22 protein-coding genes are annotated in these 23,083 nt (G+C 71.6%); 11 read left to right on the forward strand and 11 right to left on the reverse strand.

The annotated features are described in order from the left end of the window. The first annotated feature begins 6 nt into the window (after positions 1–6). From yczE to ACZ4D5_RS40705, 4 genes are all read left to right on the forward strand, one after another. Positions 7–717, forward strand: a complete 711-nt coding sequence (yczE, locus tag ACZ4D5_RS40690; RefSeq protein ID WP_467777544.1) for a membrane protein YczE — start codon at positions 7–9, stop codon at positions 715–717. Beyond that, positions 714–1,481, forward strand: a complete 768-nt coding sequence (locus tag ACZ4D5_RS40695; protein WP_467777545.1) for a glycerophosphodiester phosphodiesterase — start codon at positions 714–716, stop codon at positions 1,479–1,481. The genes yczE and ACZ4D5_RS40695 overlap by 4 nt, the downstream gene beginning before the upstream one ends. A gap of 44 nt (positions 1,482–1,525) precedes the next feature. Continuing rightward, positions 1,526–2,881: an MFS transporter gene (locus tag ACZ4D5_RS40700; protein ID WP_467777546.1), complete on the forward strand. Its 1,356-nt coding sequence runs from the start codon at positions 1,526–1,528 to the stop codon at positions 2,879–2,881. A 256-nt stretch (positions 2,882–3,137) separates the two neighbouring features. Next, positions 3,138–3,512: an RNA polymerase-binding protein RbpA gene (locus ACZ4D5_RS40705; RefSeq protein ID WP_030360404.1), complete on the forward strand. Its 375-nt coding sequence runs from the start codon at positions 3,138–3,140 to the stop codon at positions 3,510–3,512. 186 nt (positions 3,513–3,698) lie between these two features. Here the strand turns inward: ACZ4D5_RS40705 and fxsA are convergent, their stop codons facing one another. From fxsA to ACZ4D5_RS40725, 4 genes are all read right to left on the reverse strand, one after another. Next, complete coding sequence (fxsA, locus tag ACZ4D5_RS40710; protein WP_467777547.1) at positions 3,699–4,277, reverse strand: FxsA family membrane protein; 579 nt, start codon at positions 4,275–4,277, stop codon at positions 3,699–3,701. Between the two features lie 84 nt (positions 4,278–4,361). Further along, positions 4,362–5,153, reverse strand: coding sequence for a polyprenol monophosphomannose synthase (locus ACZ4D5_RS40715; RefSeq protein ID WP_467777548.1), 792 nt, complete (start codon positions 5,151–5,153; stop codon positions 4,362–4,364). 515 nt (positions 5,154–5,668) lie between these two features. Next, positions 5,669–7,321 (reverse strand): amidohydrolase, encoded by a 1,653-nt coding sequence (locus tag ACZ4D5_RS40720; RefSeq protein ID WP_467777549.1) that lies wholly within the window; start codon positions 7,319–7,321, stop codon positions 5,669–5,671. 42 nt (positions 7,322–7,363) lie between these two features. Beyond that, entirely contained in the window at positions 7,364–7,804 is a 441-nt protein-coding gene (locus ACZ4D5_RS40725) for an Lrp/AsnC family transcriptional regulator (RefSeq protein WP_030789227.1), read from the reverse strand. A 335-nt stretch (positions 7,805–8,139) separates the two neighbouring features. On the opposite strand from ACZ4D5_RS40725, the gene ACZ4D5_RS40730 reads away from it, so the two are divergent. Continuing rightward, positions 8,140–8,568, forward strand: coding sequence for a hypothetical protein (locus tag ACZ4D5_RS40730; RefSeq protein ID WP_467777550.1), 429 nt, complete (start codon positions 8,140–8,142; stop codon positions 8,566–8,568). A gap of 1 nt (position 8,569) precedes the next feature. On the opposite strand, the gene ACZ4D5_RS40735 is transcribed toward ACZ4D5_RS40730, so the two are convergent. The 3 genes from ACZ4D5_RS40735 to ACZ4D5_RS40745 all read right to left on the reverse strand — a co-directional run bounded on the left by ACZ4D5_RS40735 (position 8,570) and on the right by ACZ4D5_RS40745 (position 12,621). After that, positions 8,570–9,670, reverse strand: coding sequence for a phosphotransferase family protein (locus ACZ4D5_RS40735; protein WP_467777551.1), 1,101 nt, complete (start codon positions 9,668–9,670; stop codon positions 8,570–8,572). Between the two features lie 29 nt (positions 9,671–9,699). Continuing rightward, entirely contained in the window at positions 9,700–10,827 is a 1,128-nt protein-coding gene (locus ACZ4D5_RS40740) for an Rv3169 family protein (protein WP_467777552.1), read from the reverse strand. Between the two features lie 627 nt (positions 10,828–11,454). After that, positions 11,455–12,621 carry an acyl-CoA dehydrogenase family protein gene (locus ACZ4D5_RS40745; protein ID WP_467777553.1) on the reverse strand — a complete coding sequence of 389 codons (1,167 nt, stop codon included), beginning with the start codon at positions 12,619–12,621 and terminating at the stop codon, positions 11,455–11,457. Positions 12,622–12,984: 363 nt separating this feature from the next. Between ACZ4D5_RS40745 and ACZ4D5_RS40750 the strand changes: the two genes are divergently transcribed. Next, positions 12,985–14,229 carry a glycoside hydrolase family 18 protein gene (locus ACZ4D5_RS40750; protein WP_467777554.1) on the forward strand — a complete coding sequence of 415 codons (1,245 nt, stop codon included), beginning with the start codon at positions 12,985–12,987 and terminating at the stop codon, positions 14,227–14,229. An 87-nt stretch (positions 14,230–14,316) separates the two neighbouring features. Here ACZ4D5_RS40750 and ACZ4D5_RS40755 read toward each other — a convergent pair whose 3' ends face one another. After that, complete coding sequence (locus ACZ4D5_RS40755) at positions 14,317–14,940, reverse strand: TetR/AcrR family transcriptional regulator (protein WP_467777555.1); 624 nt, start codon at positions 14,938–14,940, stop codon at positions 14,317–14,319. Positions 14,941–15,082: 142 nt separating this feature from the next. On the opposite strand from ACZ4D5_RS40755, the gene ACZ4D5_RS40760 reads away from it, so the two are divergent. Genes ACZ4D5_RS40760 through ACZ4D5_RS40770 form a run of 3 tightly spaced genes read left to right on the forward strand, consistent with a single transcriptional unit; the run spans position 15,083 to position 17,620 of the window. Further along, a complete protein-coding gene (locus ACZ4D5_RS40760; RefSeq protein ID WP_467777556.1) occupies positions 15,083–15,697 on the forward strand; it encodes a DUF6230 family protein in 615 nt (204 codons plus the stop codon). Next, positions 15,688–16,668 (forward strand): DUF6114 domain-containing protein, encoded by a 981-nt coding sequence (locus ACZ4D5_RS40765; protein ID WP_467777557.1) that lies wholly within the window; start codon positions 15,688–15,690, stop codon positions 16,666–16,668. Before ACZ4D5_RS40760 ends, ACZ4D5_RS40765 begins: the two co-directional genes overlap by 10 nt. 52 nt (positions 16,669–16,720) lie before the next feature. Then, a complete protein-coding gene (locus tag ACZ4D5_RS40770; RefSeq protein WP_467777558.1) occupies positions 16,721–17,620 on the forward strand; it encodes a hypothetical protein in 900 nt (299 codons plus the stop codon). On the opposite strand, the gene ACZ4D5_RS40775 is transcribed toward ACZ4D5_RS40770, so the two are convergent. Beyond that, on the reverse strand, positions 17,598–17,744 hold the full coding sequence (locus ACZ4D5_RS40775) for an SCO1431 family membrane protein (protein ID WP_467777559.1): 147 nt from the start codon (positions 17,742–17,744) through the stop codon (positions 17,598–17,600). The genes ACZ4D5_RS40770 and ACZ4D5_RS40775 overlap by 23 nt on opposite strands. Before the next feature lie 194 nt (positions 17,745–17,938). On the opposite strand from ACZ4D5_RS40775, the gene ACZ4D5_RS40780 reads away from it, so the two are divergent. Next, on the forward strand, positions 17,939–19,417 hold the full coding sequence (locus ACZ4D5_RS40780; RefSeq protein WP_467777560.1) for a M1 family metallopeptidase: 1,479 nt from the start codon (positions 17,939–17,941) through the stop codon (positions 19,415–19,417). A 104-nt stretch (positions 19,418–19,521) separates the two neighbouring features. Here ACZ4D5_RS40780 and ACZ4D5_RS40785 read toward each other — a convergent pair whose 3' ends face one another. Both ACZ4D5_RS40785 and ACZ4D5_RS40790 read right to left on the reverse strand, forming a co-directional pair. Then, complete coding sequence (locus ACZ4D5_RS40785; protein ID WP_467777561.1) at positions 19,522–19,932, reverse strand: mannosyltransferase YkcB-related protein; 411 nt, start codon at positions 19,930–19,932, stop codon at positions 19,522–19,524. Positions 19,933–20,490: 558 nt separating this feature from the next. Further along, positions 20,491–21,054: an ArnT family glycosyltransferase gene (locus ACZ4D5_RS40790; protein ID WP_467777562.1), complete on the reverse strand. Its 564-nt coding sequence runs from the start codon at positions 21,052–21,054 to the stop codon at positions 20,491–20,493. A 567-nt stretch (positions 21,055–21,621) separates the two neighbouring features. Between ACZ4D5_RS40790 and ACZ4D5_RS40795 the strand changes: the two genes are divergently transcribed. Continuing rightward, a complete protein-coding gene (locus tag ACZ4D5_RS40795; RefSeq protein WP_467777563.1) occupies positions 21,622–23,082 on the forward strand; it encodes an FAD-dependent monooxygenase in 1,461 nt (486 codons plus the stop codon). The last annotated feature ends 1 nt before the right edge of the window (position 23,083 follow it).

Below are 23,083 nucleotides of genomic sequence, written 5' to 3' on the forward strand. Positions count from 1 at the left end.
AGTGTCATGCGTCAGGCCACTACCACCACCAGCAGGGGGCACCTCTTGTCCGGCACGACACACGAGGCGACGAAGCGACAGCTGCCACGGAGACTCACGCAGCTGTACGTCGGCCTCACTCTGTACGGCGTGAGTTCCGCGCTCCTGGTGGTGTCGGGCCTCGGCCTGGAGCCCTGGAACGTGCTGCACCAGGGGCTCGCGGAGCTCACCGGCCTGTCGATCGGCGTCGTGTCCATCGTGGTGGGCGCCGCGGTCCTGCTGCTGTGGATCCCGCTCAAGCAGCGTCCGGGCCTCGGTACGGTCTCCAACGTCTTCGTCGTCGGCCTGGCGATGGATGCCGCGCTCGCGCTGCTCCCCGACGCGCACGGCCTGGTCGTGCGCATCCCCCTGCTGGTGTCCGGGATCGTCCTGAACGGCGCGGCGACCGGCCTCTACATCGCGGCCGCCTTCGGCCCCGGTCCCCGGGACGGCCTGATGACGGGTCTGCACGAGAGGACGGGGCGCTCCATCCGTCTGATGCGGACGCTCATCGAGGTGGCGGTGGTCGCCACCGGCTTCGCGCTCGGCGGCACCGTGGGAGTGGGCACCGTCCTCTACGCGCTGTCCATCGGCCCGCTCGCCCAGTTCTTCCTGCGCCGCTTCGCCATCCCCTCGACCGCCACGGGCGGCGTCGTGGCCTCCGGCGGTCCATCGGAGCAGGCGATACTTCAGCGGTGACCACGCGCGTACGCCACCCCTATCTCGACCATCCGGGCCCGCTCGCCCTCGCTCACCGCGGCGGTGCGGCGGACGGCCTGGAGAACACCGCCGCGGCCTTCCGGCGCGCCGTCGACCTGGGCTACCGCTACATCGAGACCGATGTGCACGCCACGGCCGACGGCCGCCTCGTCGCCTTCCACGACGCGACGCTCGACCGCGTGACGGACACGGCCGGGCGCATCATCGACCTGCCGTGGAGCGAGGTGCGCCACGCGCGCGTGGCCGGCACCAAGCCGGTGCCTCTCTTCGAAGAGCTCCTCGAAGCCTTCCCCGAAGTGCGCTGGAACGTGGACGTGAAGGCCGAGCCCGCGCTCCGTCCGCTGCTCGACCTGCTGCGCCGCACGAACTCCTGGGACCGCGTCTGCGTCGGCTCGTTCTCCGAGGCGCGCGTGGCCAGGGCCCAGCGCCTCGCGGGCCCGCGCCTGGCCACCTCCCTGGGCACGCGGGGCGTGGCGGCGCTGCGCATGCTGTCGTACGGCGTACCCACCGCCCTGCGCCGCTCGGCCGTCTGCGCCCAGGTGCCCGAGACGCACGGCGGGATCCGGGTGGTGGACCACCGCTTCGTGCGCGCGGCCCACGCGCGCGGGCTGCAGGTCCACGTGTGGACCGTCAATGACGCGGAGCGGATGAGGGCCCTCCTCGACCTCGGCGTGGATGGCATAGTTTCCGATCACATCGAGACGCTGCGCGAGGTGCTGGGGGACCGGGGGACCTGGGTCTGACGCCCGAGGGCGGCGTCGCACCACGGGGAACAGCGAGGTCACGGGTGGGCACCGACACCGTGCGGACAGCGGCGGCCGACGAAGTCGCCGAGCGGCGGCGCGAACAGCGGGGCTGGTACTTCTACGACTGGGCGTGCTCGGTCTATTCGACGAGCGTCCTGACCGTGTTCCTCGGCCCCTATCTCACGGAGATCGCCAAGGCGGCCGCGGACCCCGAGGGGTACGTGCACCCGCTGGGCGTCCCGATCCGGGCGGGCTCCTTCTTCGCGTACGCGGTGTCCGCGTCCGTGCTCGTCTCGGTCTTCGTGATGCCGCTCGCGGCCGCGGCCGCCGACCGAACGGGCCGCAAGAAGCCGCTGCTCGCCACGGCCGCCTACCTGGGGGCGGCCGCGACGGCCGGCATGTTCTTCCTGGCCGGCGACCGCTATCTCCTCGGCGGCTTCCTGCTGATCGTCGCCAACGCCTCGCTCGCCGTCTCGATGGTGCTCTACAACTCCTACCTGCCGCAGATCGCGCCTCCAGAGGAGCGCGACGCGGTCTCCTCGCGCGGCTGGGCCTTCGGCTACGCGTCGGGCGCCCTGGTCCTGGTGGCGAACCTCGTCCTGTTCCTCGCCCACGACAGCTTCGGCGTCTCCGAGGCGACCGCGGTCCGCATCTGTCTGGCGTCGGCGGGCGTGTGGTGGGGCGCCTTCACCCTCGTACCGCTCAAGCGGCTGCGGGACCGCAGGACGCCGTCACCGGAACCGGGGGCTCCGTCGCGGAGCGGTCGGCAGCAGCTGCGGGAGACGCTGCGGGACATGCGCCGCCACCCCCACACGCTGGCCTTCCTGCTCGCGTACCTCGTCTACAACGACGGGGTCCAGACCGTGATCTCGCAGGCGTCCGTCTACGGCTCGGAGGAGCTCGGGCTCAGCCAGTCCACGCTGATCGTCGCGGTGCTGCTGGTGCAGGTGCTCGCGGTCGCGGGGGCGCTCGGCATGGGCCGGCTCGCTCGCGCGTACGGCGCCAAGCGCACCGTCCTCGGCTCGCTGGTGGCCTGGACGGCCACGATCGGGGCCGGATACTTCCTGCCCGCGGGCGCGCCCGCCTGGTTCTTCGTGCTGGCCGCCGGGATCGGCCTGGTCCTCGGCGGCACGCAGGCGCTGTCCCGCTCGCTCTTCTCGCACCTGGTGCCGCGCGGCAAGGAGGCCGAGTACTTCTCGGCGTACGAGATCAGCGACCGCGGCATGGCCTGGCTCGGACCGTTGATCTTCGGCCTCACGTATCAGCTGACGGGCAGCTACCGGGACGCGATCGTCTCGCTCGTGGTGTTCTTTTTGCTGGGATTCGCCCTGCTTGCACGGGTGCCGGTGCGGCGCGCGGTGCGCGACGCGGGCAATCCCGCACCCGATCGGATTTAGCAACTGAAGGCAAAGGCCGGTAGTGTACGCGTTTGGCCTGCCAGGCGGACCGTTACTGCGAGCTGAAGAATCAGAAACGCTGGGTGACATCTGCTGCCAGATGTGACAAACCGGGCGCTGGTGGGTACAACAAGGGGCGGCATACGACGGCGACGCATGACCCTGAACGGGAATCTTTACCGCCGACCGGACGTTGACCGGATGACGACGACAGCGACACCTGTCCTGTGGGCGACAAGCCCGGGAGGCACGATTCATGAGTGAGCGAGCTCTTCGCGGCACGCGCCTCGTGGTGACAAGCTACGAGACCGACCGCGGCATCGACCTGGCCCCGCGCCAGGCCGTGGAGTACGCATGCCAGAACGGACATCGTTTCGAGATGCCGTTCTCGGTCGAGGCGGAGATCCCGCCGGAGTGGGAGTGCAAGGTCTGCGGGGCCCAGGCACTCCTGGTAGACGGGGACGGACCTGAGGAGAAGAAGGGCAAGCCGGCGCGTACGCACTGGGACATGCTCATGGAGCGCCGTACTCGAGAGGAACTCGAAGAGGTCCTGGAGGAGCGCCTTGCGGTCCTCCGGTCCGGCGCAATGAACATCGCGGTGCATCCGCGAGACAGCCGCAAGTCCGCCTGACGGCGGACAGAGCGGCACACCGCACAGCACGAAAAGGGCCGGGGCCACTGCTCAGCAGTGGCCCCGGCCCTTGTGCGTTCGACCGCCTTGGCGTTCGACCGCCCGTGCGTTCTCCGTCGGTGCGTCTCCGGCGCGGCCCGAGTGCGCTTCTCCGGCGCGCTCCCCGGGAGGAACGCGCCGGGAGGATCAGCGCGGCAGCTGCGGGTCGTCCGGGCGCGGGCTCCGCGTCGGCGGCTCGTCGTCCCTGATGACCTCGCCCTGGACGACCTTGCCGTCGGGGCGGTGCATGCGCGCCTGCTGGTAGGCGTCCCCGAGGGTGCCCGGCGTCGCCTCGCGGACCTTGCGCTCGAAGGTCCGCTCCGCATACCGGCCGAGGGCCTTCTGGACCGGCGGGACCAGCAGGAGCAAGCCGATGGCGTCCGAGATGAGCCCCGGCAGGATGATCAGGAGGCCGCCCAGCATCGTCAGGGCGCCGCCGCCGCCCGAGCTCTGCGCCGTGGGCGTGACGCCGCTCTGCTGCTGTTGCACCGCCTCGCTGAGCTTGCGGAAGGCCTTGCGCCCCGCACGCTTGATCACCGCGGAGCCGAGCACGAGGCCGCCCACCAGGAGCAGGAAGACCACGAACCCGCTCGTGGCACCCGCCACGACGGTGAGCAGCCAGATTTCCAGGACCAGCCACGCGGCGATGCCGAGCGGCAGGAACCTCAGGGGCCCGGAGCGCCTGGGCCGGGCAGGTCGGATGGGAGGCGGTGCGCCAGTCGTCATGCTCCCAGTGTGCCTGGGCCCGCCTCAGTCCGGGATAAGGGGGATGATCAAGAAGACCGGGCCCCTGGAGGGGCAGGGCCGGGGTCAGGGCTGCTTGCGGCCGATGACCTTTCCCACGCGCTCCCCCACGCCCCAGGCGGTGACCCGCCACAGCGCCTCGACCACGATGTTCTGGCTCATCTTGCTGTCCCCGAGCTCCCGCTCGACGAAGGTGATGGGCACCTCGACAACGTGGTAGCCCGCCTTGACCGCGCGCCGTGCCAGGTCGACCTGGAAGCAGTACCCCTGCGACTCGACCTCGCCGAGGCCGAGGCCTTCGAGGGTCTCGCGGCGGAAGGCGCGGTATCCGCCCGTCACGTCACGGATGGGCACGTCGAGCAGGAGGCGCGAGTAGGTGCTGCCGCCGCGGGAGATGAACTCGCGGTGCTTGGGCCAGTTGACGACCCGTCCGCCCGGCACCCACCGCGAGCCGAGCACGAGGTCGGCGCCCTTGAGCGCGGTGAGCAGCCGCGGCAGCTCCTCGGGCTGGTGGGAGCCGTCGGCGTCCATCTCGATGAGCACGCCGTAGTCGTTGTCGAGCCCCCAGCGGAAGCCCGCGAGGTAGGCGGCGCCCAGCCCCTCCTTGCCCTTGCGGTGGAGCACATGGACCTGGTCGTCCTCGGCCGCGAGCTCATCGGCGATCTTGCCGGTGCCGTCGGGGCTGTTGTCGTCGGCGACCAGGACGTGCGCGTCCGGTACGGAAGCCCGCACCCGGCCGACGATGGACTGGATGTTCTCCGCCTCGTTGTAGGTCGGAATGATCACCAAGGCCGTGCCGAGCGAGCCGAACTGCCTCCCCTGGTCCCCCGTATCGGAGACCCGACCGCCGTCGTTCACTAATGCCCCTTCGTTCGTACGCAGAGGACCACCATAGTGGCCGCGGCCTGCGACGCAGCGGCGGCACGGAGATAGGGGCGGGGAGTACCCCGCACGCACGCGCGGGACGTCCTGCGGATCGGGGCCCGGCACCCTTCGGGCCGACCTGGGACCCGCTGGCTGCGGGTCGACCGAAAGCCGTTGTCTACTGAGCGTCCGGGCCCCACCCGGGTCACACCTGCCGGCCGGCTGATACGTTCCCTCGCCTCCGCGTCGCGGGCGCTGGACCTGGCTCCCAGTGGTGGTGCGCCGGTGCGGCACACCACCCATGACCCAGCGGCGTTCGACGACTGCGTGGAGGTTCGCCGGTCGGACGTCCTGTGGTGGACCCGGCCGAACCTACCGGCCCACGGCGGCTCTCTGTCAATAGCCGCCTGAGCTGCGCCGATCGTGGAAGGCGCCAGGTCAGTGCCGAGGATTCCCAGGTCGTGCGACGGGACGGCGGGCCGCGATCGGCGCCGCGCACCGCCGGTACATCACTCGTCCGGCCGCACGAAGACCGGCCGCCCGGCCACCACGGTGCGCAGACAGACGGGCAGTTCGGTGCCCGGCGACAGGTCGGGCAGGCCGGGTGTCCCCGAGCGCGGGTCGGTCGACCAGCGGGCCACCCGGTCGTCCGGGGCCTGCACCACCAGATCGGAGGTGCGCCACACGGCGTAGTCCGCGGGTGCGCCCGGCACCAGGACGCCGGCGTCGTCGCGGCCGACGGCCCGCCAGCCGCCGCGGGTGTGGGCGGTGAACGCGGCCCGCACCGAGACCCGGTGCTCGGGGGTGTGGTGGAAGGCGGCGGCACGGACCGTGCCCCAGGGGTCGAGCGGGGTGACGGGGCTGTCGGAGCCGAACGCGAGGGGGACACCGGCGCGCAGGAGGGCCGCGTACGGATTGAGGGTGCGGGCCCGCTCGGCGCCCAGGCGCTGGGCGTACATGCCGTCCTCGCCGCCCCACAGGGCGTCGAAGGCGGGCTGCACGGACGCGGTGAGGCCGAACTCCGCGAAGGCGGCGATCGTCTCGGGGGTCAGCATCTCGGCGTGCTCGACACGGTGCCGCGCGGCGCGGACACGGGACAGGCCGACCTTCTCGGCGGCCGCGCGCATGCCGGTGACCACGGAGGTCACCGCGGCGTCCCCGATGGCGTGGAAGCCCGCCTGGAGGCCCGCCTCGGTGCATGCCACGACGTGGGCGGCGACGGCGGCGGTGTCCAGGTAGGCCCTGCCGGTGTGGGCGGCGTCCGCGTACGGCTCGTGCAGGCAGGCGGTGTGCGAGCCGAGGGCGCCGTCGACGAAGAGGTCGCCCGCGGCGCCGACCGCGCCGAGTTCCTTGGCGCGCGCGACGTTCTGCTCGGCCCAGTAGCCGACGACGCGGGGCCCCGGCTCGTCGGCGGCGAGCCGCAGCAGGCCCGTGAAGTCGTCCTCGTCGGAGATCTCGGGGCCCGCGCACTCGTGCACGGAGCCGGTGCCGAGCGAGGCGGCGTGGCCGAGGGCGGCGCGCTGGGCCTCGGTGCGCTGCTGAGGGGTGATCGCGGCGAGGGCGGCGGCGCGCACTCCGTGGTGGGCGTCGGCGGTCAGCGGGGCGTCCGGGTGGAAGCCGGTGCGTTCGGTGACGCCGGGCACCAGGTCGAGCAGCGCGGTGGTGACGACCGCCGAGTGGACGTCGATGCGGGAGAGGTAGAGCGGCCTGCCACCGGTCGCCTCGTCGAGCTCCGCGCGCGTGGGCGGGCGGCCGCCGGGCCAGCGGGCGGCGTCCCAGCCGTGTCCGAGCAGGACGGTGTCGTGCGGCCGCGCGGCGGCGTGTTCGCGTACGAGAACGAGTGCGTCGTCCAGCGAACGGGCCCGCGTCAGGTCGAGTCCCGTCAGGGCGAGGCCGGTGGCCGTGGTGTGCGCGTGGGCGTCCGTGAACGCCGGGGTGACCAGGGCCCCTTCGAGATCGACGACCTCGTCCACGCCTTCGGCGAAGGCGTCGGCGGCGCCCTCCGAGCCGACCCAGGCGACATGCCCGCGCTCGACGACCATCGCGGTCGCGAACGGATCGGCGGGGCTGTGGACGTCGCCGCCGCGCAGCAGCACGGTGCGGTGGCTCTGGGGGTCCTGCGGATCCCGGGGGTCGTTCCCGGGGGCGGTGCTCTGACTCATGGGACCAGTCTCGCCCCTGTCGGCGTGCGGCCGACGCGCGGGTCACACCTGGGGCGGGCGCGCCTCGTACGGAGTGGAGAGCACGACCGTCGTGCGCGTGGAGACGCCCGCGAGGGCCCGCAGGCGGCTGAGGAGGTGCTCCAGCTCCAACGGGGTGGCGACGCGCACCTTGAGGATGTAGTTCTCGTCGCCCGCGACGCTGTGGCACGCCTCGATCTCCGGGACGCCCGCGAGGCGTTCGGCGATGTCGTCGGGGGCGCTGGGGTCGAAGGGTTTCACCGAGATGAACGCCGTGAGCGGCAGCCCGACGGCTTCGGGGTCGACGACCGCGGCATAGCCGCGGATGACGCCCCGCTGTTCGAGCCGGCGCACCCGCTGGTGCACGGCCGACGTGGACAGGCCCGTGGCCTTGCCCAGGTCTGTGTAGCTCATCCGCCCGTCCTTGACGAGCAGCTGCACGATCTGTCGGTCCAGCTCCTCCATGCGCCGAACCTACAGGGCTCTTGATCCCGTCGGGTACCTGAGCGCCCGAAGGTCCCGCACACCGGTGACCTCCGGCGCCGTGCCCCGGCGCGCCGCGCGGGTGCGCGGACCGCCGCGGGGGCGCGCGCCGAGCCGTGCGCGACGGTCGCGGGAAGCCTCCGACCGAGCGGTTCCTCGCCCGCACGACCAGGCAAGTCCCCGCGGCATGTGACGAACGACACACGCTTATGACCGTGTCCTGCGGGAAGCCGCGATTACCTCCACGACGTGGCGGGAAGTGCTTGCTGTGGTCGAGGCCGCAGCGCCTTGTCGGCCCACCCGAGGGGGAGATTCCCATGCAGAACTTGAAGCGCCCCGGCCGGTCTGCCCGCGCCAAGCAGCAGCCGGTCGCCGAGCCCGAGCCGGAGGGCGTCGAACCGGCCGACGACCTTCTCGACGCCTACGACACCTTTGAGATGTACCGCGTGACCTGCCCCGACTGCGGGCAGCCCATCGCGCTCCTCGCCGACGAGGACGTTCTGCCCGAGCACGCGCTGTGCCCCACTCCGTGGAACCCGTTCGGGCTCACGGTCTGTGCCGGCACCGGCCGCGCCGCCGCCGACGCCGCGCCCGCCGACGAGTCGATGGAGGCCCAGGAGCAGGACACCGCCCTGCTGTTGACGCTCCCTCAGGGACTCGACTGGCGGACGCAGCCCTTCTCGCACGTGGGCGGTCCGGGCTCGCGCCCCATCCGTGTGCCGCAACAGCACCGGCCGGCCGCCTGATTCACCAGTAGCTGCCCTGCACCATGGCCGCCAGGCTGCCGTGGTGCAGGATCAGCCCGTCCGCGTCCTCGGCGGTCGCGGGCGCGGCCGCCTCGCCGAAGTGGACCTGGCGGTAGGCGACGCGCAGCATGACGATGCCGTGCCGCAGCGCCGCGTACAGCGTGTAGAAGTCCATGTCCCGCGGCGTGTGGCCGGTGAGGTGCGCGTAGGCCTCCTCGACGCGGTCGCGGCGGAAGAACTCCGGCAGGCCCGGCTGGCCGAAGCTCACCGTCAGGTCCTGGAAGAAGCGGTGCAGATAGACCATCCAGCCGAGGTCCACCTCGCGCGGGGCGAGTGCCGCCATCTCCCAGTCGAGTACGGCCGCGGGCTCGAAGCCGTCGTACACGATGTTCCCGATGCGCGCGTCGCCCCAGTTGAGGACGGCGTCGCCCTCGGTGTGCGGCCACAGCTCCTCCAGGCGGTCGAAGGCGCTCTCGATCAGCGGTGAGCGGGGCAGTCCGCTCACCACCCAGTCGTAGTAGGCGCGTTGGGCCGCGACGTGGCGGCGCAGCGGGCTGCCCTCGCCGGGCAGCGCCAGGAACTGTGCGGCGCCGGGCGGCACGCGGTCGTGCAGGTGGGCGAGGATCCGGACCGAGGCCGCCTCCAGGTGCGCGCGTTCGGCGTCGGTCGCCGCGTGCAGCCAGTTCCCCTCGTACGTATAGGGCATGACGTCCGGCGGGACGCGTCCCTCGACGCGCTCCATGACGAAGAACGGCGCCCCGAGCGGGCCCGGGTCCTCCTCCAGCCACAGCACGCGCGGCACCGGCAGGTCGGTGTGCACGGCGACGAGCCGCATCGTGCGGTACTGACGCGGCATGTCGTAGACGGGGAAGATCGTGTACGCCGCCGGGTCCGCCGCCACGCGCAACGCGCAGTCCCTGAGCGGCGGTCGGGGGTGCGCGACGGTGAAGAGCAGGGTCTCGCTGGACATGCCGTTGGACTCGGGGACGGTCACGTCGACCGCCTCGGCGCCGGGCAGCCGGGTGCCGAGCCAGGCGGTGAGGCGGCGGGCGAGCTCTTCCGGTTCACGCGTGGTGGTGCGGGGGCGGGGTGCCGTTGCCATGTCCGTGCTCCTTCCTCCAGCCCGTGCGTTCAGGGCGCCTTGGAGTCGAATCCGGTGAACCCGCTCGGGTCGTGGCGGCCGAAGCTGCCGTGCTCGAAGATCCCGTACCCGGTCCGCCCGTTGAGGGTGAAGCGCGAGGCGTGGTCGATGACGCCGTACGCCGCGAGGGGGTGGGACGCGGGGTCCGAGAGGTCGTAGGTGCGGCGGTCGGTCCAGTCGCGGCCGCGCCAGGTGCCGTGCTGCCAGTCGTCGGCGGGCGGGTAGCCGGCGCCCACGGCCAGTGGCAGCGAGGCGAGGACCTCGACGCCGAGCTCCAGGGGCTTGCGACCGTCCGGATCCGTGAGGTGGACGACGGCGCGCTCGGGGTGACGGGTGCCGGAGCGGTAGCCGATGTCGGCCTGCGGCCAGCCGAGTTGGCGGTCGCGCGCGCCGGGGCGGACGAGGGTGGCGTCGTTGAGGGTGCGGTAGCCGTCCGCGTCCTCCTGGACGATGACCATGAGGAACCGGTCGTCGAAGCGCACCGGGCACCAGATCCAGTGGAAGCCCTCGGTGGCGAACTCCTCCTCCAGGCGCCCGCGTTCCTCGCCGGGTATGGGCCGCACGCCCCAGCTGCGGTCGCGGGTGCCGGTCCACTCCCCCGCCGCCACCGGGATCTCCTCGCCGCCCGCGCGGATCACGCCACTGGGGCGGCCCGCCTGCACGAAGCGCCGCCCTTCGAGGCTGAGCCGGTCGCCGCGGCGCTGGATGTGGTGCGGCTCCCACAGCGCGGGGAAGTCGGCGGTCCAGGTGAGGTCGTAGGACAGGGACTCGGGGTCGTCCGGGTCGGCGGCGCAGTGCAGGCGGATGCGGCGCAGCGGTTCGTCGACCGTGATGCGCAGCGGTCCGACGGCGAGCTTCATCCGGTCCTCGCCCAGGGCGTCGCTGGCGCGTACGGCGTGGAGCGTGTCCCCGATGCGCAACGTGGCGTACGCGTCGATGACTCCGGTGTTCGGGTAGACGCCGAGACCGAGGATGAGCAGGGCGCGGCCCCGGTGGTCGAAGAGGTGGAAGATGCACCGGTCGTAGGCGTTGCGATCGCCCGTGGCGACATGTTTCATCGACAGCGGGACCTGGTGCACGGGGTACTCGTCGAGCGGGACGGGACGGTCGTCTGCCACGGCAAACCTCCCTGGATGCACGGCAGTTCAGGGTGGCGGGAGGCGGTGGGGGCCTCCGGCGCGGAGATGACGGTACGTCAGTTCACGGGACGGAGCCATACACGTGCCGGGCCGGGGTCCGCGGGCGCGCGTCCGCGCCCGCCGCACGGACATGCCGTGAACTGACGCTCGAATCCACGGGACGGTGACTTCGACGCGGCGCCAGGCGTTGGCCTTGCATGACCCCCACGGACATGGGCATGGACATGGGCCCGGCACACCTCCCCACCGGACGCAGGCGGCGCACCCTGGTGACGGTGCCCGCCTCCGCAGAATCGGTTCCCCAGAGGCCTCAACAGCCCCTGCAGCCACCGCCGCACCCGTCGCCACACCAGCCGCCCCTGCAGCAGGCGCACGCTCACGCACACCCTCAGGCGCACCAGCCGTCACGCCTGCCCCAGCCCCACCAGCAGCTGCATCAGCAGACGCATCAACCGTCACATCCGCCGCACCCGCAGCCGCTCCTCCAGGACCCGCCGATCTACCGCGCCCTGATCCACCACTGGGCCGACCGCGGCCGGACGCTGCCCGGGCGCCACGACCCGGAGTGGGCCCGGCTCGTGGCGCCGCCGGTGCACCGCGGTCAGTTCAGCGCGAGTCGGGACCCGCGAGGTGACGCGCGATGACCATGCGCTGGATCTGATTGGTGCCCTCGACGATCTGCAGCACCTTGGCCTCGCGCATGAAGCGCTCCACCGGGAAGTCCGCGGTGTAGCCGTACCCCCCGAGGACCTGCACGGCGTCCGTCGTCACCTTCATCGCGGCGTCCGTGCACATCAGCTTGGCCATGGCCGCCTGCTTGGAGAACGGCCGCCCCGCGTCGCGCAGCCTGGCCGCGGCCAGATAGAGCGCGCGGCCCGCCTCGATCTGCGTCGCCATGTCCGCGAGCATGAAGCGCAGGCCCTGGAAGTCCGCGATGGGCCGGCCGAACTGCTGCCGCTCGGTGGCGTACGCGACGGCCTCGTCCAGCGCCGCCTGGGCCACGCCGATCGCGCAGGCCGCGATGCCGAGCCGCCCCGAGTCGAGCGCGGAGAGCGCGATGGCGAAGCCCTGGCCCTCGTCACCGATGCGCCGGGAATCGGCCACGCGTACGCCGTCGAAGTGGACCTGGGCGGTGGGCGAGCCCTTCATGCCCATCTTCTTCTCGGGCGCCGCGGCACTCAGACCCTCGGCGCCGCCCGGCACCAGGAAGGCCGTGACGCCGCGGGCGCCCTCGCCGCCGGTGCGGGCGAGGACCGTGTAGAAGTCGGCGACGCCGCCGTGCGTGATCCAGGCCTTGGTGCCGGTGATGACCCAGTCGTCGCCGTCCCTGACGGCCTTCGTGCGCAGCGACGCGGCGTCGGAGCCGGACGCGGGCTCGGAGAGGCAGTACGCACCGAGGAGGCCGCCGCCGAGCATGGCGGCCAGATGCTCGGTCTGCTGCTCCTTGGTGCCGTAACCGGCGAGCGCGTGACAGGACAGGGAGTGGACGCTGACGCCGAGACCGACGGTCAGGCGCGCGGCGGCGAGCTCCTCAAGGACCTGGAGATAGACCTCGTACGGCTGGTCGCCGCCGCCGAACTCGGAGTCGTAGGGCAGCCCGAGCAGACCGGACTCGGAGAGCAGGGCGAAGACCTCGCGCGGGAAGCGCCCGGCGTCCTCCTCCTCGGCCGCCTTCGGGGCGACCTCGCGCTGGACGATGTCCCGGACGAGCGAGAGCAGATCCCTGGCCTCTTCCGTGGGCAGCTGACGGTCCACCGGGGTGTGGTCGGGCATGACGCTCTCCTCCCTGTCGGGCTGCGACGGACTCCCGCACTGGGTGGGGCGGCGCCGCCGGGAAACGATGCCGAGCCAGGGTCTCCTTCCGGGTCACGGAAGCGGCTGACCAGCGGCTGCGGCGCGTTGAGTATGCCCGATCAGCGGCAGTCAGTCACTAGTTAACGACCGCTTACTCGAAAGATAACCGAAGATCGTTGATGCGGGCGGGATTGGTACGAACCATTGACCACACTGGTCTAGTCCTCCTACTGTTCCCCCCGATGTCTTAACGCGTTCATGCCAAGTCACGGACGCACGTCACCGATGCAGGTCCACAGCACCACTTCCCCCCTCCCCTGTTTCCCCCCACGAGGAGACACGATGCTCAGACCGCACACCCCCCGCGCCCGGTTCCGGGCGCTCGTCGCCACCGCCTGTTGCGCCGTCCTCGGCGCGGGCCTCCTGGCCGGAGCGGGCACCGCAGCCGCCGAGCAGGACAGCGGCTCCCGGGCGAAGGCCGCCGCCGGCTCCAAGGTCGTCGGCTACTTCACCGAATGGGGCGTCTACGACCGGAACTACCACGTCAAGAACATCGAGACGTCCGGCTCGGCCGACAAGCTCACGCACATCAACTACGCCTTCGGCAACGTCCAGGGCGGCAAGTGCGCGATGGGCGACGCCTACGCGGCGACCGACAAGGCCTACACCGCCGACCAGTCCGTGGACGGCGTCGCCGACACCTGGGACCAGGAGCTGCGGGGCAACTTCAACCAGCTGCGCAAGCTGAAGAAGAAGCACCCCGACCTCAAGGTCCTCTGGTCCTTCGGCGGTTGGACCTGGTCCGGCGGCTTCACCGAGGCCGCGAAGAACCCCGAGGCCTTCGCCCAGTCCTGCTACGACCTGGTCGAGAACTCCAAGTGGGCCGATGTCTTCGACGGCATCGACATCGACTGGGAGTACCCGGGCGCCTGCGGTCTGACGTGCGACACCAGCAGCCGTGACGCGTACAAGAAGCTGATGGGCGCGGTCCGTTCGAAGTTCGGCGCGAACAACCTGGTGACCGCGGCGATCCCGGCGGACGCCTCGGACGGCGGCAAGATCGACGCCGCCGACTACGCGGGCGCCGCCCAGTACGTCGACTGGTACAACCCGATGACGTACGACTTCTTCGGCGCCTGGGACGCCAAGGGTCCGACGGCTCCGCACTCGCCGCTGACCTCGTACACCGGCATCCCCAAGGAGGCGTACCACTCCGACGCCACCATCAAGAAGCTGAAGGGGCTCGGCGTCCCGTCCGAGAAGCTGCTCCTCGGCATCGGCTTCTACGGCCGCGGCTGGACGGGCGTCACACAGAAGGAGCCCGGCGGCACCGCGACCGGGCCCGCCGCGGGCAAGTACGAGCAGGGCATCGACGACTACAAGGAACTGAAGACCAAGTGCCCGGCCAACGGCACGGTCGGCGGGACCGCGTACGCGCACTGCGGGAACAACTGGTGGAGCTATGACACCCCGGCGACCATCGCGGGGAAGATGGACTACAAGAACCAGCAGGGCCTCGGCGGCACGTTCTTCTGGGAGCTCAGCGGGGACACGTCCAATGGCGAGCTGATCAAGGCCATCAACTGACCTTGTGACGCGCGGGACGTGGGGCGGGGGCCGGTCGGCGGCCCCCGCCCCGCGTCATGACCGGCACTCGCACTCCCCGCCCCTGCGTCACGGGCGCGCGGGCGCGGGATACGACGGCTCGAAGTCCTCGATGGCGCGCAGCGTGTCCCCGAGGGTGCGCACGAGGAGGGCGCAGACCCTGTCGCGCGCCAGGCCCTTGTGGCCGATCCAGTCGAGCGCGATCCCCTCGACGCTGCACAGCCAGCCGAGCAGCGCGGTGCGCGCGAGCAGCGGGATGTCCCCGCGGCCGTAGGCCCCTTCGGCGATCGCCCCGATCATCGCCTCGCGCACGCCGTCGCGTATGGCGTGCACCTCGGTGTCGAAGCCGACGCCGCCGCTGATGATCGTGCGGTAGGCGGCCTGGTGGTGCTCGGCGTAGCGCAGATAGCCGTCGATGGTGCGCTGCACCCGCTCCACGGGAGGGAGGTCGTCGTGGCGTCCGGCGCGCGCGACGAGCTCGGCGACGGAGTCCTCGATGATCGCGAGGTAGTAGCCGCGCTTGGACTTGAAGTAGTAGTAAATCAGCCCTTTGGCGACGCCCGCCTGCTTGGCGATGTCGTCCATCGACAGGGCGTCGTAGGACGTGTCGGCGAACAACTTCCGGCCGATGGCGATGAGTTCGGCGCGGCGCGCCGCGGAACGGTCGGTGCCGCGCTGTTGACTATTATTCAATTTCGGCCCTAGTCTCCAACTGCCTCGGGATTGTCCGCAGTATGGCAGAACGGTGCCACCTGCCGGTTCGCCTCCCGACGGCGCTTCACGCACTCCCCTTACGCACGCTCAAGGACGCGGAACGACGTACGGGAGGAAGACAGTGAGCGCAGCACGCAGCGCGTTACGCGAGGGCAGAACCTCCTGGAAGAAGACGGCCGTGGTGGCGATGCCGGCCGTCCTGGCCGTCGGTGTGATGGCCTCCGTGATGGCCGAGGGCGCGCTCGCCGCGTCCTTCGCGGTCTCGGGCACCAGCTTCCAGGTGGCGTCCGGGAAACTGACCAGTCAGGGCCTGTCCAGTTACGTCCAGACGGACCGGGACATCGACGGCAAGGGGCACCCCGTGGCGCTCCTCGGGATCGGTGACGCGACCCTCTCCGACATCTGCCAGGCCGCCGAGGTCAAGACCCCGGTGGGCAACGTCGTGTTCAAGCTGACCGCGGGCGGCGACGCGGGCAACGTCACCGCGAGCAACCTCATCATCGACGGCGAGGACCTCGTCGGGGACGCCCGCTTCGGCACCGCGCAGATCGGCCGGGACGCCTCGACGCTCGACGAGGTGCCCGGAGTCCAGGGCGAGAAGGGCAAGTTCGGTCTGCAGGCCGGGGACATCACGGTCTCCGGGGTGAAGTCGCACGCCTGGTCGGCGACCGGCGGCAACTTCCGGCTCAAGGGCATGAGGGTCGATGTCAGCGTCGGCGGCAAGAAGTGCTTCTGACCGGCGGCGGCAGAGGCGGTGTCAGACCCTTCCGCACGGACGGCGGCGGCTGGCTCGACCGGCGCCTGCCCTGGCCCGAGCAGCGCCGGGTGGTACGCAGATGGCGGCGCACCCGGCCGTTCTGGGGCGGGCTCCTGCTGATCCTCGGCGGCGCGGAGCTGCTCCTGGTGCCGCTCTCGCCGCTGACCGTGCTCGTCAGCCTGGGGCTCGGCGGGATCGCCGCGCTCGGCATCGGGATCGCGCTGGTCGTGGCGGGGCTCTTCCTGTGGCTGCTGCCGCACACGCACCACTACGTGAGCGTCAACGCCCTTATCTTGTCGGTGCTTTCGTTCGCGGCGACGAACCTCGGCGGGTTCCTGGTGGGCATGCTCCTCGGGATCGCGGGCAGCGCCATGGGGTTCGGCTGGACTCCGGTGCCTCAGGACGCCGAGGAGGATCCGGCGCGGCCGAAGGTGCGTGACGGGCAGGGCACGCGGACGCTCGCCGTGCTGCTGCCCGTGGTGATCGTCGCCGCGATCGTGCTGAACGGCGGGCCCGCGAGGGCCGCGCCCGCCGAGGCGATCGTGGCTCCGCGGGTGCCGCCGACCGTGACCACCACGCTCTTCGCGCCGCAGGGCTTCACGCTCGCGGGCGTGACCGAGGTCCCGACCGTGGACGGGCCGCTGAAGGTCATGGTCCTGCGGATGAAGGCCGCCTCGCTCACGGACTACCGGCTGACGACGCGCGACGGCAACGGGCCCGAACTCGCGCTGGGCGCCGACACGTTGGACCTGAGCGGTGAAGTCACCCTGTATCTGACCAAGTTCAAGGGGTGCCTGGAGGGCATCCTCTGCCTGACCTTCACGCCCGACAAGCTGCCGGTGCCGCCCGTCGTGCCGCCGTTCGTCTTCATGACGGACGTGAGCGCCGAACAGGCCCTGGTCACCTCGGACTTGATCGTGGCGGGCGGGCTGACCCTGAAGGCTTCCTGATGTGCCTCCTGACGTACTTCCTGAGGTGCTTCCCGACGGCGGGGGCGGGCGCATGATCCAGATCCAGGCCGCCCTCTTCTGGGCGTACGCGATCGGCGCGACGTTCGCCGTGTCGGCGGGACGGCAGCTGCAGGTGTGGGAGCGGATCAACGCGGGCGAGGGCCCGCGCACGCGCAGCCGCGCCGCCAATCCCTACCTCGCGCTCACGGCGCTCTTCGCCGCCGTCCTGATGGTGCCGACCGGGCTCTTCCTGCTGTGGCAGAACCCCGCCTGGTCGACCATGCACGTGGCCGAGGGGCACGAGGGGGTGTGGGCGGGGTTCGTGCTGTGCTACGCGGGCGGGCTCCCGGTGGCCGCGATCCTCGGGTTCCTGGCGGCACAGGCGCTGGTGCTCGTGGGGGCCGGCTACTGGGCGTACCTCCAGTGCGTGGGCGGGTACTTCCTGCTGTTCGGGACGCTGATCCACGGGTGGGACGGCAGCGGGTACGAGCGGTTCCTGTCACCGGGGGCGAAGGACTTCGCCGGCTGGTCGCGGGACAGCGTCGTCAATCACGTACTGGACTTCGTGACCTCGGGGACGTTCCTGGCGCTGCTGCTCTTCGGGGCGGCGGTGATCGGCACCATGCTGGTGACCGAGATCGGCTGGCTCATGGAGGGCTGGTCGCTGCCGGGTGCCGACGAGGACCGCAAGGTGCCGCGGATCCTCGGCATCGCCATCGCGGCGGCCGGTGTCTACGGCCTGCCGTTGGTGGGCGCGCTCTTCGCGAGCGTGCTGGTGCGGCTGGTCGGCGGGTGGCTCGGCCTGCCGCTCTTCGCGGTGGTGGCGGGGGTCGTGCTGCTGCACGGGCGCTCGCCGGTGCGGTGGCTCTACGGCCTGGTGGGCGTCCCGCACCGGCACTGGCGGGCGGAGCTCGACGACGGGAGCGGCGTCACAACAGGCCGGCCTGCGTGACGAGCATCGCGAGGACGACGACGAGGGTCCAGCCCGCGAGGTGCTCCAGGAGCTTGGGTCCGTCTTCCTTGGGGCCGCCGGTGCGGGCCTGGGTACGGACGGCGGTGGCAGAGGTCGCGGTCATGTCTTCTCGCTGACGTTCGTCTGGCAGTGGCTTCCCCCCACTGGGACCACTCCACCTTGCCAGCCGGAGACGTACTTGTGGGAGAGACCTTGGTCACCCACAACTCGGACGGAATGCTGTGCGTCTAAGACTTCGCCCCGGGCGACGACCGGGGCGGACACACGTCCGCGCAGCATCCGACCGAAAGGTTCCCGATGAGCACCGACCGGACGCCCCGCCGCAGAGCGCGGCTCGCCCTCGCGGCCGCGATCACCGCGGCGGCCGCCCTCACCGCACCGGTCTCCCAGGCCGCGCCGGCGGCCGTCGAGAAGCCGTCGCCGGGCGCTCCCGGCCTCGGCGACCCGATGTTCCCGCTGGACGGAAACGGCGGGTACCGGGTGGACCGGTATTACCTGGACTTCGACTGGCAGGCGCCGAAGACCCCCTTCGAGGCCACGACGACGATCAGGGCACGGTCCACACAGGCGCTGTCCCGCTTCAACCTGGACTTCGGCGGCAACACCCTGCACGACGTCACCGTGAACGGCGCGGCGGCCGACACGTCGCGCGCGGGCGACGAGCTGACGGTCACGCCCAAGTCCCCGATACCCAAGGGCAGTTCCTTCACGGTCAAGGTGGCGTACACCGCGGACCCGACCCAGACAAGGCACCGTGACGACGCCATCGAGGACTACGGCTGGATACCCACGCCCGACGGCACCGTGGTCTATCCCCAGCCGAACGGCGCCCGGCTGATCTTCCCGGCCAACGACCATCCGAGCCAGCGCGCGCCGATCACCTTCCGGATCAACACGCCGGGCGACCGCACGGCCGTGGCCAACGGCAAGCTGGTCTCGCGCGTCGCGCGGCCCGACGGGCGCGTGCAGTGGACGTACGACTCCGAGCAGCCCCTGTCCACCCAGCTGGTGCAGCTGGCGGTCGGCAAGTTCCAGCTGGTCGACAGCGAGGGGCCGGGCGGTCTGCCGCTGCGTGACGTCGTCCCGGACGCGCTGGTCGAGGCGACGGCCGCGTACCGGGGGCTCACGCCGGACCACCTGAAGTGGCTGGAGGAGAAGCTCGGCCCCTACCCCTTCAACCGCTACGGACTGCTCGTCGGCGACACGGACCTCGGCGTGGCCCTGGAGACGCAGACGCTGTCGCTCGTCCCGAAGGCCGACCTGCTCGGCACGAAGGTCGACGCCGAGCGGAACATGGTGCACGAGCTCACCCACCAGTGGTTCGGCGACAGCGTGGCCCTCAAGAGCTGGTCCGACCTGTGGCTGAGCGAGGGGCACGCCCGCTTCTACGAGAGGGAGTACTCCGAGCAGCACGGCGGGGACAGCTTCGAGGCCGCCATGAAGACCGCGTACCGGAACCACGACATCTGGCGCCGCGACTTCGGCGCCCCCGCCGAGCCGACCGAGCCGAACCTGTTCAAGCGCATGCGGTACGACGGCTCGGCCCTGGTCCTGTACGCGCTGCGCGAGCAGGTGGGCGACGCGACGTTCCAGAAGATCGAGCGCGCCTGGGTGAGCGGCTTCAAGGACAGGACGGCGAGCACGCAGCAGTTCATCGACCTGGCCTCGAAGGTGGCGGGCGAGGACCTCTCCGACTTCCTGCGCCCCTGGCTGTACGGCCCGAAGACACCGCCGATGCCCGGCCACCCGGACTGGGTGGTGGACCCGGCGAGCTGAGGCGCTCCCCGGGCTTGCCGCGGGGCCGAACCGGACGATCCCCTTCGGCCCCGCGGCGCCCCTTGCCCCGGGCGGTGGTCGTGCCGTGCGGCGTCGCGCGAAGGTCAGGACTCGGCGGCGTCGGCCGGAGTGCAGTGGTAGAGCATCGGCAAGCTACGGCCACGGCGACCGCTGTCCTGACCGCTCTCCCTGCCGCTGCCCTCGCCGCTCTCCCCGCGGCCGTCACCGTCGACACCGTAGGCCCGGGGATCGACCTTGTCGCAGGCCGACTTCACCCAGGCACTGATCTGCGAGTCGCTGAATTCGGTCTGGGTGACCAGCGCGAAGCCGACGTCCCCGGTGGCGACGAGTTCCCGGTGCTCGGCGAGACTCCTTCCGGTGAGCGGAAGGACGGGCAGCGCCTCGGCGTAGATGTACGGGGCCAGGTCCATCCACATCTCGGCGGACATCGCGTACTCGGCGGAACCGTCGTGCTTGTGGACGTAGGCGAGGAGCTTTCTCTGGTCGGCGGTCATCGACGTCTCGGCGCTCCCGGCGAAGCGGCCCGTACCCCCGCGGGAGCAGGGCCCGCGGACGCGTCGAGCGCCGACCCCCCGTGCCGTTCGTCCGGCACGGACACAGACCACGCCGTGGGTGCGGCGAACATCGCGAGGCACCCGGCGAGCAGCCCGGCCGCCGTGGCCCGAAGACCAAGGCGGACAGTGCGAGGGGGTACAGCCAGCCGATCTGCGGGGTGAACCTGGAGTCGAGGAGGAGCTTGAACCAGTCCGAGGAGCCGGGCTTCCCTGACGGCCGCTGACCACCGTCCGGCCCGTACCAGCCCGGCTCCTCGGCCTCTCCCTTGCCCTGGCCTGCGGAGGCCGTGCTGTCGTCTCGGCCGGGAGACGTGCCGGACGGTTGGCCTGTGTTCCGGTGAGCCGCCTCCGTCCCGCCTCCGTCGCGGCGAGCGAACCCCCCGCCGTCGATCAGTCCGGGAAGCAGGCGGTCAAAGCCGTTGTAGCCGAAGGCCATGGCGACAGCGCTGTTGTTGGTCGAGGCATCCACGTAGGGACGGTCGTCCTGCGGAGTGAAGGTCACCAGGGCCACCCACGACAGCGACACCGTGAAGAGCACCACGCCCGCCACCGCGAGCTGGCCGAGGCGCCGCCGCAGCCGGACCGGAGCCGCCACGCGGCGAGCAGCCCGGCGGCCGGTCCCTGCCAGCGGCGCACCAGCCGGTACGTCACCAGGACGGAGATCACGCCCATGACGCACTGCGGCAGGGTCAGGGCCCAGTCGTGGAAACCGAAGACCCGCGCCGAGAGGGCCTGCGGCCACAGAAAGCCGCCGATCTTGTCCAGGGTGAGGCTGGCCGAAGGGTCGACGGTGGTGAACAGGAACGCCTTCCAGCTCTCCGACATGCTGCGGACGGCCACCGAGTAGTACGGGGCGAACCCGCTGCTGGTGATGTTCCAGGCGTAGAGCAGGGAGGCGAGGCCCGCGATCCCCAGGAGCGAGGGCCTCGCCCAGCGCGGCTGATCGGGCGGGGAACGCCAGAACCTCCCGCGTGACCAAGGTGGTGGGGACTCCGAGGGCGCGGCCGCGCTCGACGTACTGGACGCTCGGGGCGTACTGGACGTGCCGGTCAGAAACATCATGGTCGCAGCAGGCTCCTTGGTCCCGGACGCGGTTCTCGGAACACGGTCCAGCGGACGCGGTTCCCGAACTCGGCCGCCGAGTGGCCGACCACTCGCTTCTACCGGCGCGTGAACGTCCGGCGCCGGTGACGCGGCGCCGGACGACAAGCGCCGGACACAACAAGCGCCGGACAACGACCCGCGGGCCTGGCGGGGCGCCTGCCGGTCGGCCTAGCCTGGCCGTCCTTGCACGAGACGGATCCCGCGACAGCTGACGGCGCTCCCTGTTGGGTACTCGACACTCCCTTCGGGCCGCGGGAAGCTTCCCGCGATGGCGCAACGCACCGATCGACCCTCCCGCATGGGACGAGCGCACTGAGCTGGAGGAGAGCCGCGAGGGGCACGGCCGGATGCCGGAGTCGGCGAGGTGCCGCGGCTGTTCGTGGTCGGGGCGCAGTAGGCGATGCAGATGCCGGAGACCGGGCTGGGCCGGAGCGAGCAGATCATTGACGTCGTCCGCCCGGCTTGACGGGGGCGGCGCCCATCGCGACGGAACCGGCCGTGCCCGGGGCGCGAGGAGGAGGGCAGATGACGGTGTTGGTGGCCGGGGCAGGGCCGGCCGGGCTCATGGTGGCCGCGGAGCTCGCGCTGGCCGGGGTCGAGGTGACCGTGGTGGACCGGCTGCCGCGGCGCTCGCCGCACTGCCGGGGCTTTACCCTCCAGGCCCGCAGCCTGGAGCTGCTGGATCGGCGGGGCATCGCCGACCGTTTCCTGGCCGAGGGCACGACCGTGCCCTACGCCATGTTCGCTGATCCCAGCCGGCCGCTGGATCTGACCGCGATGGACACCGATCACCCCTACACGCTCGGTATCGCGCAGACCCGCGTCGAGGAGCTGCTGGAGCAGTGGCTCGCCGAACTGGGAGTGTCCGTCTGCTGGGACCATGAGGTCACCGGGCTTCGCCAGGATGCCGAAGGGGTCGAGGTGACTGTGCGGGGCGGCGGTGTCCAGCAGCGGCGCCGGGTCGGCTATCTCGTCGGCTGCGACGGCAGCCGCAGCACCGTCCGCGGCCTTGCCGGCATCGGCTTCCCCGGAACGTCGGCCACCACCTTCGGTCTGCTCGCCGACGTGGAGCTCACCGATCCCGACCCCTTGCCGTTCGGTGTGACCGAGACAGAGCGCGGTCAGGTGTTCGTCATCCCCCGGCCCGGCTATGTGCGCATCGTCCTCGACGAACCGGACCCGCCCGCCGTTCGCGACCAGCCGGTGTCGCTGGACTACTTCCAGGACGTGCTGGCGCGGGTGCACGGCCGCCGGGTGGCGCTGCGCGCCCCCCGCTGGCTCACCCGGTTCTCCGACGCGGCGCGGCAGGCCGAACGCTACGTCGAGGGCCGTGTGATGCTGGCCGGGGACGCCGCGCACATCCACCCCCCGGCCGGCGCGGTGGGCGTGAACGTGGCGCTGGCCGACGCGGTCAACCTCGGCTGGAAGCTCGCCGCGACCGCACTCGGGCACGCCCCCGACGGCTTGCTGGAGACCTACCACAGCGAGCGGCACCCGGTCGGGGCGCAAGTGCTGCGAACCACCCGCGCGCAGGCACTGCTCGGCCGCCGCGATCCGCACCTCAAACCGGTGCGGGACCTGCTCACCGATCTCGCCGCGCTCGCACCGGTCAACACCTACCTCGCCGAACTCACCACCGGGATCGCCACCCGGCACGACCCGCGGATCCCCGGAGACCATCCCTGGCTGGGCCGACTCACCCCGAACCTGACGCTGGTCACCGGCGACAGGACCACCACTACCGTCGAGCTGCTGCACACCGCCCGCCCCCTGCTCCTCGAACTCGGCGACCGCGCGCTGCCCAGGGCAGCGGACGGCCGATTGGAGGCTCGCCGTGCCCGGTGCCCCCAACGCCCGGACATCGAAGGTCTGTTGATCCGCCCCGACGGCTACACCGCCTGGATATCCACCACCCCCGCCCCGCAGCCAGACCGCTTCCTCAGTACCGCCCTGACCACCTGGATCTCCCCGACGGCAGCAGACTGAA

The organism is Streptomyces sp. NPDC025651 (genome assembly GCF_055558735.1).